The sequence below is a fragment of the Desulfovibrio sp. genome, assembly GCF_019422935.1.
Taxonomy (GTDB): domain Bacteria; phylum Desulfobacterota; class Desulfovibrionia; order Desulfovibrionales; family Desulfovibrionaceae; genus Desulfovibrio.
The window spans coordinates 401,185-418,009 of sequence record NZ_JAHZCJ010000001.1 but is presented as its reverse complement, the minus strand read 5'-3'; the positions used below and the strand labels follow the sequence as shown (position 1 = coordinate 418,009).

General features: G+C 52.7%; 16 protein-coding genes and 1 tRNA gene. 14 read left to right on the top strand and 3 right to left on the bottom strand.

The features are described 5' to 3' along the window. Positions 1-77: 77 nt before the first annotated feature. A complete protein-coding gene (locus QZ383_RS01845) occupies positions 78-1,136 on the bottom strand; it encodes a DUF1786 domain-containing protein (RefSeq protein WP_291442534.1) in 1,059 nt (352 codons plus the stop codon). A 117-nt stretch (positions 1,137-1,253) separates the two neighbouring features. On the opposite strand from QZ383_RS01845, the gene QZ383_RS01840 reads away from it, so the two are divergent. The 9 genes from QZ383_RS01840 to QZ383_RS01800 all read left to right on the top strand — a co-directional run bounded on the left by QZ383_RS01840 (position 1,254) and on the right by QZ383_RS01800 (position 8,333). Then, positions 1,254-1,338 (top strand) — tRNA-Leu (locus tag QZ383_RS01840). Between the two features lie 173 nt (positions 1,339-1,511). After that, complete coding sequence (locus QZ383_RS01835; protein ID WP_291442531.1) at positions 1,512-2,705, top strand: integrase arm-type DNA-binding domain-containing protein; 1,194 nt, start codon at positions 1,512-1,514, stop codon at positions 2,703-2,705. Between the two features lie 169 nt (positions 2,706-2,874). Continuing rightward, positions 2,875-3,567, top strand: coding sequence for a hypothetical protein (locus QZ383_RS01830; protein WP_291442529.1), 693 nt, complete (start codon positions 2,875-2,877; stop codon positions 3,565-3,567). Between the two features lie 284 nt (positions 3,568-3,851). Then, positions 3,852-4,082, top strand: a complete 231-nt coding sequence (locus QZ383_RS01825) for an AlpA family phage regulatory protein (RefSeq protein ID WP_291442528.1) — start codon at positions 3,852-3,854, stop codon at positions 4,080-4,082. A 110-nt stretch (positions 4,083-4,192) separates the two neighbouring features. Next, positions 4,193-5,437, top strand: a complete 1,245-nt coding sequence (locus tag QZ383_RS01820) for an AAA family ATPase (RefSeq protein ID WP_291442527.1) — start codon at positions 4,193-4,195, stop codon at positions 5,435-5,437. Beyond that, positions 5,430-6,530, top strand: coding sequence for a primase-helicase zinc-binding domain-containing protein (locus QZ383_RS01815; protein ID WP_291442526.1), 1,101 nt, complete (start codon positions 5,430-5,432; stop codon positions 6,528-6,530). Before QZ383_RS01820 ends, QZ383_RS01815 begins: the two co-directional genes overlap by 8 nt. A 10-nt stretch (positions 6,531-6,540) precedes the next feature. Next, positions 6,541-6,978 carry a hypothetical protein gene (locus QZ383_RS01810; protein ID WP_291442524.1) on the top strand — a complete coding sequence of 146 codons (438 nt, stop codon included), beginning with the start codon at positions 6,541-6,543 and terminating at the stop codon, positions 6,976-6,978. Positions 6,979-7,038: 60 nt separating this feature from the next. Further along, positions 7,039-7,530 carry an ERCC4 domain-containing protein gene (locus tag QZ383_RS01805; RefSeq protein WP_291442523.1) on the top strand — a complete coding sequence of 164 codons (492 nt, stop codon included), beginning with the start codon at positions 7,039-7,041 and terminating at the stop codon, positions 7,528-7,530. Continuing rightward, positions 7,527-8,333, top strand: coding sequence for a phosphoadenosine phosphosulfate reductase family protein (locus QZ383_RS01800; RefSeq protein ID WP_291442521.1), 807 nt, complete (start codon positions 7,527-7,529; stop codon positions 8,331-8,333). Before QZ383_RS01805 ends, QZ383_RS01800 begins: the two co-directional genes overlap by 4 nt. 555 nt (positions 8,334-8,888) lie before the next feature. Here QZ383_RS01800 and QZ383_RS01795 read toward each other — a convergent pair. After that, entirely contained in the window at positions 8,889-9,308 is a 420-nt protein-coding gene (locus QZ383_RS01795; protein WP_291442519.1) for a hypothetical protein, read from the bottom strand. A gap of 299 nt (positions 9,309-9,607) precedes the next feature. On the opposite strand from QZ383_RS01795, the gene QZ383_RS01790 reads away from it, so the two are divergent. The 5 genes from QZ383_RS01790 to QZ383_RS01770 all read left to right on the top strand — a co-directional run bounded on the left by QZ383_RS01790 (position 9,608) and on the right by QZ383_RS01770 (position 11,609). After that, positions 9,608-9,799: a helix-turn-helix domain-containing protein gene (locus tag QZ383_RS01790; protein WP_291442517.1), complete on the top strand. Its 192-nt coding sequence runs from the start codon at positions 9,608-9,610 to the stop codon at positions 9,797-9,799. Between the two features lie 71 nt (positions 9,800-9,870). Continuing rightward, positions 9,871-10,149: a hypothetical protein gene (locus QZ383_RS01785; protein ID WP_291442516.1), complete on the top strand. Its 279-nt coding sequence runs from the start codon at positions 9,871-9,873 to the stop codon at positions 10,147-10,149. Next, the gene (locus QZ383_RS01780; RefSeq protein ID WP_291442515.1) at positions 10,142-10,414 is read left to right on the top strand and encodes a hypothetical protein; all 273 of its coding nucleotides are present in this window, start codon (positions 10,142-10,144) and stop codon (positions 10,412-10,414) included. The genes QZ383_RS01785 and QZ383_RS01780 overlap by 8 nt, the downstream gene beginning before the upstream one ends. A gap of 192 nt (positions 10,415-10,606) precedes the next feature. Next, positions 10,607-11,191 (top strand): Panacea domain-containing protein, encoded by a 585-nt coding sequence (locus tag QZ383_RS01775; protein WP_291442921.1) that lies wholly within the window; start codon positions 10,607-10,609, stop codon positions 11,189-11,191. Positions 11,192-11,195: 4 nt separating this feature from the next. Next, a complete protein-coding gene (locus QZ383_RS01770) occupies positions 11,196-11,609 on the top strand; it encodes a hypothetical protein (protein WP_291442513.1) in 414 nt (137 codons plus the stop codon). 1,232 nt (positions 11,610-12,841) lie between these two features. Here QZ383_RS01770 and QZ383_RS01765 read toward each other — a convergent pair. Continuing rightward, a complete protein-coding gene (locus QZ383_RS01765) occupies positions 12,842-15,901 on the bottom strand; it encodes a S8 family serine peptidase (protein ID WP_291442511.1) in 3,060 nt (1,019 codons plus the stop codon). Positions 15,902-16,825 lie beyond the last annotated feature (924 nt).

Sequence of the window (16,825 nt, the reverse complement as noted above, 5' to 3'; positions counted from 1 at the left end):
CTCCTCAGCTTCATGCCGCAACGCCCCGAGGCGCGCCAGCTTGTAATGCGTATCCACCCGCCATGGCGGGAAAAAAACTACTCCCCGGCCCGGGTGTGCGCCCATCCCCAGATAAGGCCGAAACATCCGGCGATCATCATATCGCCGTGCGGGGCCAGAAAACGCCCCTGCCCTTGCAGCAGCGCGCGCTTTGGCCCGGTGATGTAGGTTGGTTCATAGCCGCCAGCTTCTTCACAATACGGGCCAAAAGCCGTGCCGTGCCCGCCGGAGGCCTGCACCTCTTCTGTGGGCAGCCAGTGCTTGCGGAACTGTTCAAGATCGCCCAGCAGCTGCTCCAGAGTGCGCATGCCGGTATGATGCTCGTAAATTCCGCGCACCTGTCCCTTATATACCAGCGCAGCCACGGTATGACCGTTGCCCACATTAATGACCGTGATGCCCTGCCGATAGCTGCGGTCCATCACTTCCTTGTCGCACAATGCGCCGAGCAGCGCACTGGCTCCGGTGTCCGCAACCGGGCCGCCTGTTTTATCGTGCAGGGGCACAAGGCGCGTCAGCGAAGGCGGCGGCGTTTCATATATCCAGCGCCGGGGATCAGAAGATGCGCCCAGCAGTTCCGTCCATGCGCGCATGCGCGCCTGACGGTTGCCGTGGGTATGAAAGCCGTGATCCTGCGCAGCGGTCAGCACCAGATGCGGCAGGGGCAGCCCGGCATGACGCAGCAGTCCGCCCCAGAATTCCGGCGAATAATCGGTGAGAAAGACCGGCACGCTGCCATCGGGGCAGCTGGAACGCACCTCAACGCCGATTTTGCGCACGGCTTCTTCATTGTCATGAATACCGCGTGTGGCCGCTGCTGTTGCACTGACAGAAAGACCCGCCGCCAAATGTTCCTTGATTGCCTGAGTAAAGCCGCCACCCATGTTGGCGCCGTAAAGCCAGATATTGCGTTTGAGCAGGGTCAGCTCGCGAATGCGCTGCGCAACAAGCCGCGCGGGGGCTGGCAAAACAAAGCGCGGCCAGTTCTCGCACTCAAGGCCGGGTCGGGCCAAAAGGGCATCCTGCGTGCCGCTGCCTATATCTACGCACAGCACAGGCCCTGTGCCGCGCAAAAACTTTTGAACTATCTCGTCCATACTCACCTCTCATGAACGAAAAAATCTACCTGTATCAACCTTCAAGCGCAAGTCTTGATAACTTTTTGAAAAAAAAGCTTGCCAAGCATTTCAGTTTGCAGTAGTACATCTTCTCGCGCCGAGGTGGTGGAACTGGTAGACACGCTATCTTGAGGGGGTAGTGAGGATTCTCGTGCGGGTTCGAGTCCCGCCCTCGGCACCATAAAGACTTCCAAAGAAGTTCGCAAAAGTCCGCAAGGCCAATAGCCAAGCGGATTTTTTGTTTTCTGAGCTTCCGTTTCAGCCCGCTAGGGTTCGTTGACAGCCGGTTATATTGGGGGCAACTTAGGGGGCAGGTTAGTAATCTCTGTTGCCCCCTCAGCCGGAGTTGCCCCCATGCCCCTCACTGATACCGCTATCCGCACAGCTAAGCCCACCGACAAAACCGTAAAGCTTTTTGACGGCGGAGGCCTCTACCTTGAAGTTGCCCCCAGCGGCGGGAAATGGTGGCGGCTTAAATATCGTTTCCAGGGCAAAGAAAAAAGAATCTCCCTGGGCACCTACCCCACCGTTAGCCTAAAAGATGCCAGAGAGCGACGCGAGCAAGCCAAGCGGCTGATTGAACAAGGTGTTGACCCCAGCAATCAGCGTAAAGAAGCAAAGGCTGCCGCCGCTGCCATAGAGCAAGAGCAAAACACATCATTTGAAGCCGTGGCCCGCGAATGGTTCTCCAAGAAGAAACACGCTTGGACGCCCGGTCATCAAAAAAAGATTCTCTCCCGACTTGAGAACCAGCTATTCCCAATTCTGGGCGACAAGCTTTTCCCCTCCCTTGAACCTGCGGACTTTCTAACAGCCATTCAAAAAGCTGAGTCGCGTGGAGCCATAGAAACGGCCCACCGCCTTGCGCAACTCTGTGGGCAGGTTTCCCGATACGCCCGCATTGTGGGACTTACCCGCTATGACGTTGCCGCAGGCCTGACAGAAGCACTCACCCCCGTGCAGACCAACCATTACGCAACCATTACAGACCCGGCAGAGGTAGGACACCTCCTTAGAGCCATAGACGAATACGCCGGGGAGCCTTCCATCTGCTTTGCATTGAAGGTGCTTCCTTTCGTCTTTGTGCGCTCTGTGGAGCTGCGCGGGGCTGAATGGCGCGAATTTGATTTTGAAGCCGCAACATGGATTATCCCGGCAGAGCGGATGAAAATGAAGCGCCCCCACACCGTCCCTCTGGCCCGCCAAGTTATCACGTTACTAAATGACCTGCACAGCCTGACAGGCAATGGACGATACCTTTTCCCAAGCCTGTTCAGCGCCAGCCGCCCTATTTCTGACATGGGGCTTCTGAACGCGCTACGCCGTATGGGCTACGCCAAGGGCGTTATGACAATCCACGGCTTCAGAAGCATGGCCTCTACCCTACTCAACGAGCAAGGATACAGGGCGGATGTAATTGAAGCCCAGCTTGCCCACGGTGAGAAAAACGCCATTCGGGCCGCATACAATCATGCCGAGTACTTGCCAGAGCGCCGCCAGATGATGCAAAGATGGGCGGATTACCTCGATGAACTTTCAATCTCATAACATACTAATATTATTATTTATATCATAAATGACTGACAGTCCTTCCCAAAGTTAAATACCCTCCCAGCAAGCGCCTTGTTCCTCAGTTTATTCGCTTACGCTAATTTAAAATAAGCGTTGACATTGGCGCTTGAAGAGTCCAGAATGTATTCAGACAGGAGGTTCACTGATGAAGCCCCAAGAGATGCTTGAACAAGTTATTACCCTGCTGAACTTAATGCCCCCCATGCCTTACGAACATGAAGATTCACTAGAATTTGCGCTACATGTCCGCAATGTGCTTAAAGATGCAAATTTGTGCTACTGCTGTGTCAGCGTGACTGGTGAAAAAAGAATAATTATTTACACAAGGGAAGAAGCTGAAGCTCTTGTAAAAGTCATTACAGATATCCCATATCTTTTAAAAAAAGCACTGAATCCTGACAAAGGAGATGATCTGTACTTTCTTGATGACGAAATGGACATTTTTACTGCCCATTTCAATTTTCTGCAGCGCATAGTTCATTTTGTGGATACTCTTAGAAAATTTATTGATAAGTGCATTGTTGGACATGTTGATATTTCTTTTCTAAACAAATACTTAGACATAGAAGATGTCATCGTTGAGTTTTCCCCTACAAACAATGCTATGCGACCTGTCGTTTGCCCGCGTCTTCCAAACTATCATGCTGAGGATTGGGGCTTAGAAAAAGCCCTTTGTATTAGATGGCTATACCCTCTTGTGCTTGACTATAAGGTACCGTTAGCAAAAATTAAGTGCTGCAAAAACTGTGGAAAATATTTCATCGCAAAGAGATTAAGTGCAACTTTTTGTAGCGATAAATGCAGGGGGGCTTTCCACTATGCCGCAAACGGCGAATAGCCACCGCCCACCGCATCCACGGTTGCGGGAGGTTTTGGAAGGAATAGCCAAGATTTTGTCGGAAAATTCAACGCGGGCATACACTGGAGAAATTAGGCTTTCAATCCATATGTCCCAAGGTGCCCCGGCAAGGACATATCTTATACACGAATCTAAAGAAGAATTAGCCACCCGCAAGCCATAACCGGCACCTGTATACACCCGTTGTTCTTACAGCCCGGCATCATGTTTCCCAATTAGTTTTGGGGAGCTGATGTCGGGCTTATTTTTTTGGGAGGAAAGAGATGAACAAGGCTGACACCCCAATCGCTCCTACAACTGGTTTTCTCCGTCTAAAACAAGTTCTGCAATTTATCCCCGTTGGGAAAACAGCTTGGTATGCTGGCATAAAAGAAGGCCGATTTCCAAGGCCAATACCTTTAGGCTCCCGGACAATGGTTTATCGGGCACAAGACATTGCCGACCTCATAGATCGTATCAATCAGGGGCAAGGGGCCACGGATTATGAGGAATGAAGATAAAAAAAGCCCCCAAGCTTGGCGGCAGCGGGGGCAAGAAGAAATACTTGATAGAAACAATTTACCATTTCTGCTCACCTTCCGTCAACGAATTAAGGGGGTGACGAATGGCACAAACTTCTGACAATTGCCCCCCCGATCACACTGCCGCAATTGCCAAGGCTCAAGCGGACTTTCTAGCTGCAACCCCGGTAAAGGAAGAACCGCAGACCCCGCCGGAATCTGCCGTTACCCCTTATCCTCTGGTAAGCGTGGGCACTGTTCTGGAATGCCCCCCGCTGCGCTGGCGTGTCAAAGGGTTAATCCCTGCGCGGGGTATTGGCCAGATATACGGGGCAAGCACGGCGGGTAAATCATTCCTGAGCTTTGATCTTGCCGTACATGTGGCCCGTGGGGCTGTTTGGTACGGCCATAAGACCAAGGCCGCGCCAGTGACCATTTTTAGCCTTGAGGGCCAAGAAGGCACGCGCAACCGCCTTGCCGCGTATATCGCCTATCACGGCGAAGAATTGCCCCCGAACCTAAGTATAGGAACCGCCCCCACCACGTTTTACAAGCCGGAAGACCTTGAAGCTATCGCGGCCAGCCTTCCCGATGGTTGTCTTTGCATTGTGGATACACAGGCTTGCGCCAGCGTGGGACTTGATGAAAACCGCACTGACGACATGACCTTGCTTATCGAAGGTTGCAAACAGCTTGCCGCCCGCAAGGATTGTTTTGTTCTGCTAGTTCACCATGCGGGCAAAGACCTAACCCGTGGGGCGCGAGGTTCGTCCACACAGTTACCAAGTTGGGATTGTTGTATTGAGGCCACCAGAAACGGCCAAAGCCGCGAATGGAAAGCAGTCAAAGTAAAAGATGGCGGCGGTGAAGGCGAAAAGCACCCATTCCGCTTGGCCGTGGTTGACCTTGGGCCAGATGAAGACGGCGACAGGATCACAAGCTGCGTGGCGTTGCCCGATGGGGAAGCCGTGCAGGACGAAAAGCCCTTGGCGGACAATCAGCGTTACACCCTGGATAGCCTTTGTGCTGCCCTTGAAGCGGCGGGGGCTGATTCTGTCCACTTGGAAGATTGGCGACCGATTTTTTATGCCGGACATACGGCGGACAAGCCGGACACGAAGTGCCGAGCCTTTGACCGTGGCAGGAAAGAATTGGTCAGTCGTGGGCTAATTTTTGTAACTAATGATTATTACAGCACAAAGGAATTAGCCGGACACGGACAATTGCCGGACATTGGCCGGACATGTCTTGCTGCCCAAAGCACCAAACAGACGGACGGACACGGACAGGGGTCTTTAGACCCTGTCCATCTGTCCGGCTTAGGTGATGGGGGGCTGTCCCATGAATAGCATTCTGACTTTTCTTGCTTCTGCCATGAAGCCCAAGGGGCCGCATGAATTCGCCGGGGCTTGCCCTCAATGTGGCGGCGAAGATCGCTTTATTGTTTGGCCCGACAGGCCGCGCGGTGGAGCTTACCTTTGCCGTGGGTGCGGCTCTCAGGGTGACGGCATCCAGTTCATGCGCGAGTTTATGGGCATGAGCTACCCCGAAGCCTGCGCAGCTTTGGGCCTTGAGCAGAAACACACCACAAGCTTGCTATCTGCACGGCGCACACATGTCCGGCCCCGTCCGGCGCTCCAGGCACAGATGGCCTATGCACCGCCCAAGCCTGAGCCAGCCGTTATGCCCTGCAAGGAATGGATGGGCAGCGCCTCCGCGTTTCTCGCTGAGTGCCAGCGTGGGCTTGAAACTATCCCCGAAGCATTGCTTGCCATCTGCGGGCGCTTCCTGACCCCGTACACCGCGCTTGATTGCGGCATAGGCTGGAACCCTGCTGATCGCTATATCTTGCGTGAGTCTTGGGGCTTGCCCGTTGTTGATCTGGCAGACGGCGGCAAGCGCGACAAACTGATCTTGCCCCGGGGCCTTGTCATTGCCACACGCCGGAAGGCCGGAACCGTAGCCCTAACCGTGCGCTGTGCTGATGATCGCCCCGAAAGCCGCCCCAAATATTGGCAAGTGCAGGGAAGCAGCAACGTGCCGTTTGTCGCTGGTCGTGCCGGGCTTCCGCTGCTTCTGGTTGAATCCGCTCTTGATGCCGCCCTAGTCTGGCAAGAATCATTCGGGAAACTGGCCGCAGTGGCCCTTATGGGCAACATGAAGGGGCTGGACTCCGACACCCACGCTTTTATTCAGGCCGCGCCCTTGCTGCTGGCTTGCCCCGACAATGACGAAGGCGGGCAAGTCGCCTGGCAGAGATGGAGTGCAGCCTATCCGCAAGCAATCCTGACCCCTGCCGTGGGCGCAAAAGACTTGGGCGACATGCACCGGGCCGCGCTGACATGGCCCATTAATCCCGACATTCCCAGCGTCATGGAGTGGGTACCCGATGTTCTGGCCTTCGCTTCTCGCAACTCAACCACCTACGCGCTTGCCGCATAAGGATACAGCCATGAAAAAACTTACCGCACTTGAAGCTATTCGCAAGTTCTGCCTGCAATGTCAGGGCGGCGTTTCCGCAAACGTGACTGAATGCCAGCACACCGCCTGCCCCTTTTACGCCTACCGCCTGGGCGTGGCTCTGCCCGCAGGGAAGCACCGCCCCTTGAAAACTATCCGCGCATACTGCGTTGAAGAATGCCAAGCCGGGAACCAAGGGCAGGTTGACGACTGCCAAGGCGACACCGCCGCCGCTGGCCCTTGCCCTGCCTTCCTGTTTCGCATGGGCAAAAGCCCGAATGTCACGGCAGGAACGAGAGAAAAACGCCGGGCTGCCAATTTCAGGCAAACCGCAGCGGGCAAGAATGTGCTTGGCTCAATTTCCACTCGGCACAGTAAGCCATTTCAGGCCACAGAATCGTCAAAAAGCACCCGGCCCGAAGTCGTGTAAGGGAGGGCAAAAAATGAACGCTCATTCATATCAAAATCGGGTTTTCTTGGAGGTGACGGCATGCGCATAGTTCAAGACAGCCGAGAACAAGCCCCCTATGCCTTCAATGCCCCCAAGTATGCGGGGGTTAGCGTGGAGGTCGGCACGCTGCAAACTGGTGACTATTCCTTGCACGGCCTGACTGATCGCATTGCCCTTGAACGTAAGAGCCTTTCAGACTTGTGCGGAACGCTCACGGCAGGACGGGAACGGTTTAAGCACGAATGCGAGAGGGGCCGAGGGCTGGAATACTTCGGGCTGGTGATCGAATCCTCAATGGACGATGTGCGCCGCCACAACTACCGCAGCGCCATGACACCGCAAAGCCTGCTGCAAACCCTGGCCGCGTGGTCGATTCGCTACGGCCTGCATATTCACTGGTGCGGGAGCCGTGAAGGTGGGGAATACATGGTTCATAGCCTGCTGGAGAAGTTTTTGAAGGAACAGCAAACCCGGCTGGCCGCGCTGGTTCGGGCGCATGGTGAAGGTACTGAGGGAGGTGAAGCCGCATGAATCAGCTTGAACGTGATGCACTGGCGACGATTGAAAAAGCCCTGGCAGAGCATGACAGCCCGGCAATGTTTTGGAGCGGGGGCAAAGACAGCATAGTTGCCCTTCACCTGTTGCGGCAAGTTCACTCTTCCCCTGCCGTGATCTTTCTGGGGCATATCTACGGGAGTTCATCTTGGCGTTGGAAATGGGCTTTGCAGGAACTTACAGAGCAAAACTTGTGCGCCTTTTTCATGCCGCCCACCTGTTTTCAGCTTTGCCAGAACGGTGACGACTTCCTCTTACTCGGCGCTTACGCCTTCAATGGGCAGCTTCTTTCAACGAGCGCACTCTTGCACTCAAAAGACAAGCGGGGCGATTCTGGCCCATTCACTTGCGCACGGCATGAAATCTTGTCGGCACCATTGGCCCCTCAAGGACTAAAAGGCGCGTGGAATATGTTCGTTACGGGTCAAAGGTCAAGTGACATTTTGAAATGCGCGTTTACGAGCGATATGAACCAAGGGGAGCCGTGGCAGGGTGAAACCATCGCTCCGGCTGGTGGCGGGGTGCGGGTTACTCCTCTCCTGCACTGGCAACGCTCGGATGTGTGGGACTACATACGGCGGCATGGGCTGCGGTATCAGCGTGAACGCTATGAGGGCGGTTCGTCGGCAATGGACTTTGACAGCGGGCAAGCCTGTTGGGACTGCCTCGACACCCGGCACACAGGACAAACAGTTATTTGCCCCAAGACCGGGCAGGAAGTGACGGTGAATATCCCTGCCGGCGTGTATCAAGCCACACTGGAAAGCCTGACCGCTTGAGCGGCTAGCGCCCTGTGTAACGGCTCTTTTTAGGTGTCGTTTGGGGTGTCGCTTCCTAATCGTAGCCTAAACCTCGCGCGTGCGCGCGTATTGCGTCGCATCTTCGGCCCGAAAAGCGAGTGTTGGCAACCCTATTGCGGCAAGCCTCGCGCGCGCGTGCGCGTACTGCGCGGCATCGGTAAAACGCTAGCTATTCCGAGCTTCATCCGAGCTTCGTTCGCGCTTCGCTCTTGGTTCATCTGTTGTTCATCCGTTGTTCGCTTCGCCTTCAGTTCGATCGGCACGGCAAAGGGAAGACCACCCCGAAACCCCAAGCCCCCGCAAACACCACGGCCCGGCGTAATCCCCACATGAAGAGGATTATTCCGGGCCATTTCTGTCTAAAATAGATTCAAATAGAAACCGCACGGTCTTAAAGCCAAACAGTCCCAAGATTTGCCCCTCCCCCAGCTTCATAAAACCTCAGCCGTACTGGTTGAAAAAAATTGAGATTGAAAACTAGGGAAAACTAGGGGATGGAATGAGTAAGAACCCCACCCGCAAAATATGGGGTTCTTAAAAAGTAGAACAATACCCCGTGTATTGGGCTGTTGTGTAATTCGCTCCAAATCGATTTTGCCGCGCATGCAGCGAAGGAAACTTTTGATTAGGAGCTGGGTTAAGGAAAACAGTCGTCAGGGTCGTAATTATGGCGGGGCCATTTCCTGAAACTTGAAGAAAAGACATTTGCCCTTCACGATTAATGATTGCCAAATCAGCAGTACCAGAATTTCCCGTCAGGTAGGCTTTATTTGTGGTCGTATCAATCGTGATCGTAAAGGACATTTCTTTGCTATCTGTCTCCGCTTTGAAGGCTCCATCTTCAAATACCAAGAAGCTTGCAAGATCATAGCGGCATTGCATGGAAAGCGTTTCAGCCCTCACAGCCGTGCAGGTCATGCAAAAAAACGCCAAGGCGAAAAATAACTTTTGCATATTAACCTCCCCTTTGTTCATTGCTATCAGCCCGCATTAGAAGAAACAACCATCTACTCACTACCTTTGCAGGGCAGATTGTTTCACGGAAAAGCGCATGACACGGTACACACTGTTCGTAACACAATAATTTTTTGTGCGTTGGACCATTTTGTGAAACGCTGATAATCCCTGAAGATTTGTTTTTGGGTCATGTCTCATAACGGGCTATACGTAAACTTTACAAAACTTATTTCAACTTTAAATTGACATAAACAAATTTATCGCCCAAAGTAAAGCACAACAAACAAGGAGGGAAAATGATCGCTCCATTGACGGATGAGGAAAAGAGCACCCGCCCCCTTACACTGGAAGAAGCACAAGAATACTTGCGCGTTGGGCGCAATGTTATGCTGAGGCTTTTTCAAAATGGGGAAGTGCAGGCCCGAAAAGTCGGCAGAGAATGGCGAACCACTAAAGCCGCCCTAGACGACTACATGCGCGGCAAATAAACAAAACAGCCCGGCAGGGAAGTACCAGTTCCCCACCGAGCCTAACCATGAACCCCAGGAGGTTCACAGCTATGGAATCCTTATCTCCTTCCGAAACTATCAGCAAGCACGCCTTCGCCAAAGAATCCGACCCCGATTTGCAAACCCTGCTCTGGGAAGCCCACGAGCTTTCAACATTCCTTGCCGAAGTCGTGAACATGGAAGACCGTTTGGATACCCCCCTGACGTTCTCCGACTGCGGGCGCTTGGGGCTGAAACGAATCCTCGCGCACCTGTCGCACCTGACCATTGATGCAATCGGCCAGACACCAGTACGTCAAAATGGACGCAAGGGGGCTGACCATGAATAGGGCCACACAGAACCCCGATGGAGAAGTGGAACTTACCAGCAAAATGGACGGCATGGGGGCTTGCTTGCTCTCTGATGCCGTGGCGAAAACCGCTGAGGGCATGATGAGGCTGGTTGATGCGAACATTGAACTCGACAAGGAAACCATACAGGGCGTGTTCACGCTAATGGCCCACGCCTCGCAAAATGTCAGTGACTACATGGATACATGGATGGCAGATCAGTACCGCCAACAGCAGCGGCAAAAAACTGCTTCGGCGGGTTGAATCTCATGGCCCATAGAGAATAGCCCACAATGACCGCCTGACGGCCTGAAATGAAATTCCCGGCTCAATATTATGGGCCGGGTTTTTTGTGGCTGTAAGCCTGTTCGGCGCGCACTCCAAAAAGGACAATTTGTGCAAACTGATTGACGGAGAATTTGCATATTTTGCACGGATGTCTTATCTGTCATCTTGATGACCACAGCAGAGCGCAGGCGTGAAAAGCTCAAAAACGCCGTTCTTTATTTCGTCCAGCAGGACAAGACTGTCGGCTTAACAAAGCTGATGAAACTCTTGTTTTATCTTGATTTTCGTTTGTATCGCGCTACAGGTGAATCTCTAACTGGCGAAACTTACGAAGCATGGGATTTTGGGCCTGTGCCTGCGGACGTATGGCGGGAACTTCGCCACAATGAAGACGCTGGGATGAACCTCAAAGAGGTTGTAAAAAGTATCCACGTCACGCCTGACCCGCGCGATGAAGCTGCGGGAATAAAGCTTTGCGCGCTACCTAAAGCCAAATTCTCAGATTATTATTTTACGGGTCGCGAAGTTCAGGAGCTAAAAAATATTTCAGAAATGTTCAAAGACCTTTCTGCTGTGCTTGTTGTCAAGGCCGCGCATACAAGGAACGATCCTTGGGACATCACCCTGAAAAAAATAGGAGCAAAGGCTCCCATTGATTACGACTTAGCTCTGGAAGGTATGGATGATGCGGGTAAAGCCTACATCCATGAGGTTAGAGACGATGCCCGCATGATGGAAGCTTTGTTCGGGTAACGCTATGAATATTGGTGATGTCCTTTACAACCCAGATCACGTTTTTGCTGACGGTGGACATGCCAATAAGATATTTATCATTGTCTCTGATCCTTCCAAAGAGAAGATCGTCTTAGTGATTGTCACATCGCATGGTAGCGACAGTCAAAATAAGGGGTGTCAGCCCGCGCCCAAGAAGTTTTTAATAAAGCAAGGCGAACATGGGTTTCAGAAGGATACTTGGGTCGACCTAGCCAGAAGTATTGTCGCGCAGGACACTGCAAGCGTTCAGGCTGCAATTGATACTGGGAAGATTCAAGTAAAATCGACATTGCCAGTACAAAAAGTAAACGAAATCGTGAATTGTTTGAAAAAACACGCCTCAATGAGTCCTACGCGTGAAGCGTGCGAAGTTCTAGGCTTTAAACCTGCTTGGTAATCGCCTAGTCCCCCTCGGCGTGGCTTAAGCCCCTGGGGTTCGTCCGCAGGGCCGTAGCGGAGTGGGTAGTGCACATCCGCCGCTGTGTCAGGTTAAAGGCTGCTTCTTACCTGGCGACTTTTTTGTTGTGCTCCCCTTGGCATCACAATACCCCCGCCAGTAGGGCACCGAACATAAAAGGGGGCAACTTTAGGGGCAACTTTTAAAAATTAAAAATAATTATTAAATAATTTCATATTATTAAATCAATAAATATGTTCCCGCCCTCGCACCATTTGAACTCAGAGAGAGTTCAAAGAAGCCCGTTAAGCTGACAGCTTGGCGGGCTTTCTTCTTTTTTGCGCTTCCGTTTCGGTGTTTGTTGGAGAGGCGTTAGGGCTTTACACTTCTGTATAAATCAAAGCGCAGCAAGTGCCTGTTCAGGCATTAAAAAAGCGAAACAGAAGTCGTGCAGCGAGTGACCCCGCCTCACCGGTTCTGTCCCATATACATACTTTCATTTCTATTTTCCGCCAATCACAACGAGAAACGCGCCTGTGGCAAATGAGGCCTCAGCACTCGCCAGCCATAGGATCTCCCGCGCCACTTTTTCGGGCTGGGCTCCCCGGCCCATCTGAATAGAGTCCTTGAGCAGGTCCCCCTCTCCGGTTCTCCTCCACTGGTGTACATTTCTGTGTAGATGTGCCAAGATTGAACGCAATTGCCACGTACTCAGCACACTAATCGGAATGCTGGCGTCTTTTGTTCTGATGAGTTTATTTGACCAGAGCCCTGGCTTTGGCCTGCGGAAGGGCGTTTTGGTGGTGGGGATGACGCTCTTGCGGGGTATACCGTGAAGATGGCGGCCTATGGAGCAATGGAACATCCGGTGGTACTAACGTTTGCTCAGGTGATGGGGCACGGGGCTTCCGTGTCGATCGGCGTGGTGTGCCTGTGGAGTGTCCGCATTTTTCGGCACCCGTAGCGTAATAAATCGTTTGGAAATGCAACTGCGTCGGTTGGCAGCGTCCACCGCAGGCATTCTTTCGACAAATCACCATGCGGCTCCTACTTTGAGACGCCGGAAATCAAGCCTCTGGAAGCGGCAGGCGCAACTTCATTATTGAAACGTATAGAGTGGATGACCTGCTGGCGATGGGAAATGCCGAATCCCCCTACCTTGCCCAACGTGCCGGTACAGTTCGGCAGACAATGGTCCCCCTGTTTTCCGCAATGAACCATGCAAGCAGCCGTTAAAATTCCAGACCAAAACTGAACCCGCCGAAACAGGAAGAACTCTGGGAACGAAATAACTCCGCCCCAAGCTCAACCTGCGCAAAAAATCCACTGATATGGTTCGCCCGCACACTACTGTGAATCAGCATGGCGTCCCGCCCCGGCATATCTGACCGACTCTCAAAAGCTGGGTTGTATCCCTTGAATCTGGCGCTGCTGCTGAACGTTCCGTCAAGCCAGTCATGCCGCCAGCCAACCAGAGTATCCCATGCGAGCGTTGTGCCATTATCCAGGGTGCGGGCAAGATTTGCATGCGTGCCCAAGACTGACGAAAGATTGTTGTAAGTGGCGGCATCGAGCTTGAGTGCGGACGCCCCGGAGCCGTCCTCGGTAAATCCAGGTCTGGAACTCAGGCTATATTCCAGCCATGTCAGAGGGCCAGCTTCCACCCCGCCCCAGGCGGCTGTCCAATTCCAGTCCTTACCGCCGCCAGCAAGCGTATCTGCGGTTAGGCCCGTCCAGCTGCTACTGTGATTGCGCGCGTAGCCATTGAAGTTGACGGCCCGTTGCATTTGCACATCCTCAAAGCCCACGCGGGCCATGCCCATTACATAGGCACCATCCCACCAGCGGGGTTTGAAGAGCGCGTGCCCGCCAACAGATGCGGCCAGCGTTTCCGCCCTTACCTCACCCGCACTATGGATTTCCGTGCGGCGGCCTGCGAGCGCCACATCAAATCCTGCAGTCAGTCCGCTCTCCCACAGGCGGTCAACACCTAGGGCCGACCCTGCGCCAGACGCCGTGAAGCCCGCTGAGCCGCCATTGGCGTTCATGTTGCTGTAGCTGCCAAAGGGCAGCACCCATGCCTGCCAGCCAGCGGCATCATCACCACTGGACACGCCAGTACCGCTCACGCCTTGTTGGCCGCTGGCCCCCAAAAAGCGCCGCACCATAAGAAGATTGAGCTGCCGCTGTGCTTCAAGTCCGGCGCGAGCCACTGCATCATAACTGTTGGGACTCAACTGCTCCATTGCCGGAGCAATGCCACTGCCGGATGCATCGCTCCAGTCCAGGGCCTGAAACAGATTTTGCATGTCGCCTGTTGCCTGACCTGATATCTGGTAAAGAGCACGGCCCACACGGCTTGTGGTGGTACTGTCGGCATAACGGCTGTACGCGTTTGATGCACGTTGCTGACCCAACAGGGCCGACCCGAGGCTATTGCTTGATGCGATGCTGAAATTCAATGTTGGCGAAGAAGAACTAACCCCAACGCTGTTAAATGTGCCTGTGGAGCTTGTTGCCTGCACACTGTTCATACTTATTGAATAGTTCTCTGCATAAAATCCCGGCGAAGGAGAAAACAGCAAGGTTCCATCAAGAGTTGCAGAGTTCGCACTGAGCACAGAATATTGATTGCTGGAATTAAAACCGATTTGCAGCGTACCCTGTCCGGTCTGGGTGTAGTCATTTACTGTGAGCGTCAGGCCGCGATATCCCGGAGCAACAGTTCCGTAATTGACGACTTTCTTCTGTATTTCTCCATCACCCAGCAATACACCGCCCTGGCGCACGAGCACATCGCTGTTTTGCAGCACGCCGCCAGTGCCGTCTGCCCTTTTGCTTACGGCTAGGCCCCCGCCGTCAACAACGGTCGCCCCGAAATAGCTATTGACGCCGCTGAGAACCAGCAGGCCAGCACCCGTTTTACGCAAGCCCACATTCTTCTTGTCCAGGGCCGTGGCGTCCGCCCCGGCCTTGAACTCGTCGTGATGGTAGGCATCTTTCCACTGTCGTTGGCTGATATCATTGCTGAATTCGGCGAAGTAGCCCTTGGTGTCAAACGTTTCAAGCGCATAATTGCCAGGGCCCAATTCAGGCAACGTCACCACATCCGAAGCTGACATACGGTTGGCATCCAGCCGGGCGATGCCGCGCACGGCCTTGCCCGCATCCAGCAATCCCTGACCAAACGCTTCTTCCTTGGTCAGTTCGTTCACGTCTCTATAGCCATCAACGACAAGTTTTTTCAATGCCTCTCTCGTTGTGGTGTCTTGATAAACATTGTCAATCAAATCTTTTATGTCCGCAGCATTCGGAGTAGGAATGCCTATAGCTGTAACAATAACCCTATTAGGATTACCATATTGATCAACAGTATATTGAATAATGGGCGTTGGCGTTGAAAAATTACTATCTGCAGTGGTCAAAACAGCATCAGCCAGCTGTTTGCCCGTCATCCAGGGAAAAGCCTGCGCCACCAGGCCCACAGTGCCGCTCACATAGGGCGCTGCCATGCTTGTGCCGCTGGCCAGCATGTAGCCGTTGGTAGTGGCATTGAGCGAATTGATATAGCTGCCGGGAGCCGCAACGGTCCAAAGAGAGGCTTTGCTCCCCAGGTTACTGAAATAACTGACCCCAGACGGACCAATGGTGCGTGTTCCGTCCGCCGCTGTAGTGATCCCGGCAATATTGAGGGAAACCACGCTGATCCAGCCTTTCAGATCTGGCACATAACGCGGCATCATGCCCTCAACACTGGGAGCTATCCTGGTGCTGTTGCCAGCAGCAAACACAACGACCTTGCCATACTCCTCACTGAGCTTGCAGAGCGCTTTGATCACATTATCCTGGCCAGCTATGACAACTGCGGGATTGTCTTTGGCAGGATCAAACGAGGGGTAAAAATCCGCACCCCAACTGTTGTTGATGACGCGAATTTCCGGATACGCAGCAAAGAGGCTCAACAAATCAGGCGTCACAAGATTTTCTGTGCTCCCGTACGCTCCCCCAAGCATGGCTGCCGAAACAAGGTTGGCGTCAAAAGCCACGCCGTGCATACCAACACCATTTCGCATGGCTGCCATGATGCCCGCCACATGGCTGCCATGCCTATCGTATGCCCAGTTTGGCACGTACAGCTGCCCCGTGGTCTCATCAAGCGGCAAGACCATCATTATGACTTTGCCAGCCAGCTCCGGGTGGTCGGCGCGTACGGAAGAGTCAATTATACCCAGCGTGGTGCCAGCCCCGGTATATCCCAGAGCGTATGCATCGGCAGCGTGAATGAAATCCAACCCTGTGCTTTTCCAGTATTCATTGGTTTTAAAACTGTCAGCGCTCGCTGCATTGATATGAACGGGTATACTTAATGTAAACAGAAACAGAAGGAGAATCTGAAACAAGGCAGGACAAAAACGCACCCAATATCCGCACAAATAATGAACCATGAATGCTCCGGAAGGCTAAGTGGAATTTTTTGTCCTTTTAGGTATTGCGGAAATTCGCACCATACTTCAGGTTCATAATTTTAACTGATTTTTCACCCTGTAGAGTGGCAAAACATCATGCCTGTCAATTGCAGATATTATCAAAAATATCTTTTTATTTCAAATAATTATTTTGAAATAAAACTTTTTTCTCCCGAATTTAAATTAGCAGCCTTGCCGTTCTGACATAAAACACAACCTTTTGTAGTGCAGTGGTCAGTTATGCGCTGTCCTCAGCAGTTGAATGCCTTTGTGCTTTGCGAGGAATAGTCTCTCTCAATTTTTCCACCAATTTATTGGGAAGTACAATTGGGAGGGATAAATCAAAACCACCCGTTATGCGTCTGTTTTGTTTTCCCAAAGCTTGAAATGTGCCTTTCCGCCTTTTTTCCCCAAAGATCAGACGCCCAAAAGGCCGCCAAAATGGTATTTCTGATGCGATCTTTTGCAAATGGCGCAGCTGTTCTGTGGAATGAGTATCTCTGATACCAGCAATGGCTCCAGTTAAGGAAAGAGAACGCCCGGCTTAAAAGGCGTGTTGGTGAACAGGTCTGGATTCCTTATTCTGAAGGATATACGCTCAAAATATTTTTAAGCCCGCCGCTCTGAGTCGCCATGCATCGTCTGGATAAGGTGCATGGCGACTCAGAGCGGCGGGCTTGCCGAAGAATTCAGCTTAACTACTGTTCAGCCAAACGGTCGCTATATGAAAATCGTTCGGCGGCGTTTCAA

Bases quoted from the DNA above. Each gene is read 5' to 3' on its own strand.
- QZ383_RS01845 (WP_291442534.1), bottom strand. From the start codon at position 1,136: ATGGACGAGATAGTTCAAAAGTTTTTGCGCGGCACAGGGCCTGTGCTG.
- QZ383_RS01835 (WP_291442531.1), top strand. From the start codon at position 1,512: ATGCCCCTCACTGATACCGCTATCCGCACAGCTAAGCCCACCGACAAA.
- QZ383_RS01830 (WP_291442529.1), top strand. From the start codon at position 2,875: ATGAAGCCCCAAGAGATGCTTGAACAAGTTATTACCCTGCTGAACTTA.
- QZ383_RS01825 (WP_291442528.1), top strand. From the start codon at position 3,852: ATGAACAAGGCTGACACCCCAATCGCTCCTACAACTGGTTTTCTCCGT.
- QZ383_RS01820 (WP_291442527.1), top strand. From the start codon at position 4,193: ATGGCACAAACTTCTGACAATTGCCCCCCCGATCACACTGCCGCAATT.
- QZ383_RS01815 (WP_291442526.1), top strand. From the start codon at position 5,430: ATGAATAGCATTCTGACTTTTCTTGCTTCTGCCATGAAGCCCAAGGGG.
- QZ383_RS01810 (WP_291442524.1), top strand. From the start codon at position 6,541: ATGAAAAAACTTACCGCACTTGAAGCTATTCGCAAGTTCTGCCTGCAA.
- QZ383_RS01805 (WP_291442523.1), top strand. From the start codon at position 7,039: ATGCGCATAGTTCAAGACAGCCGAGAACAAGCCCCCTATGCCTTCAAT.
- QZ383_RS01800 (WP_291442521.1), top strand. From the start codon at position 7,527: ATGAATCAGCTTGAACGTGATGCACTGGCGACGATTGAAAAAGCCCTG.
- QZ383_RS01795 (WP_291442519.1), bottom strand. From the start codon at position 9,308: ATGCAAAAGTTATTTTTCGCCTTGGCGTTTTTTTGCATGACCTGCACG.
- QZ383_RS01790 (WP_291442517.1), top strand. From the start codon at position 9,608: ATGATCGCTCCATTGACGGATGAGGAAAAGAGCACCCGCCCCCTTACA.
- QZ383_RS01785 (WP_291442516.1), top strand. From the start codon at position 9,871: ATGGAATCCTTATCTCCTTCCGAAACTATCAGCAAGCACGCCTTCGCC.
- QZ383_RS01780 (WP_291442515.1), top strand. From the start codon at position 10,142: ATGAATAGGGCCACACAGAACCCCGATGGAGAAGTGGAACTTACCAGC.
- QZ383_RS01775 (WP_291442921.1), top strand. From the start codon at position 10,607: ATGACCACAGCAGAGCGCAGGCGTGAAAAGCTCAAAAACGCCGTTCTT.
- QZ383_RS01770 (WP_291442513.1), top strand. From the start codon at position 11,196: ATGAATATTGGTGATGTCCTTTACAACCCAGATCACGTTTTTGCTGAC.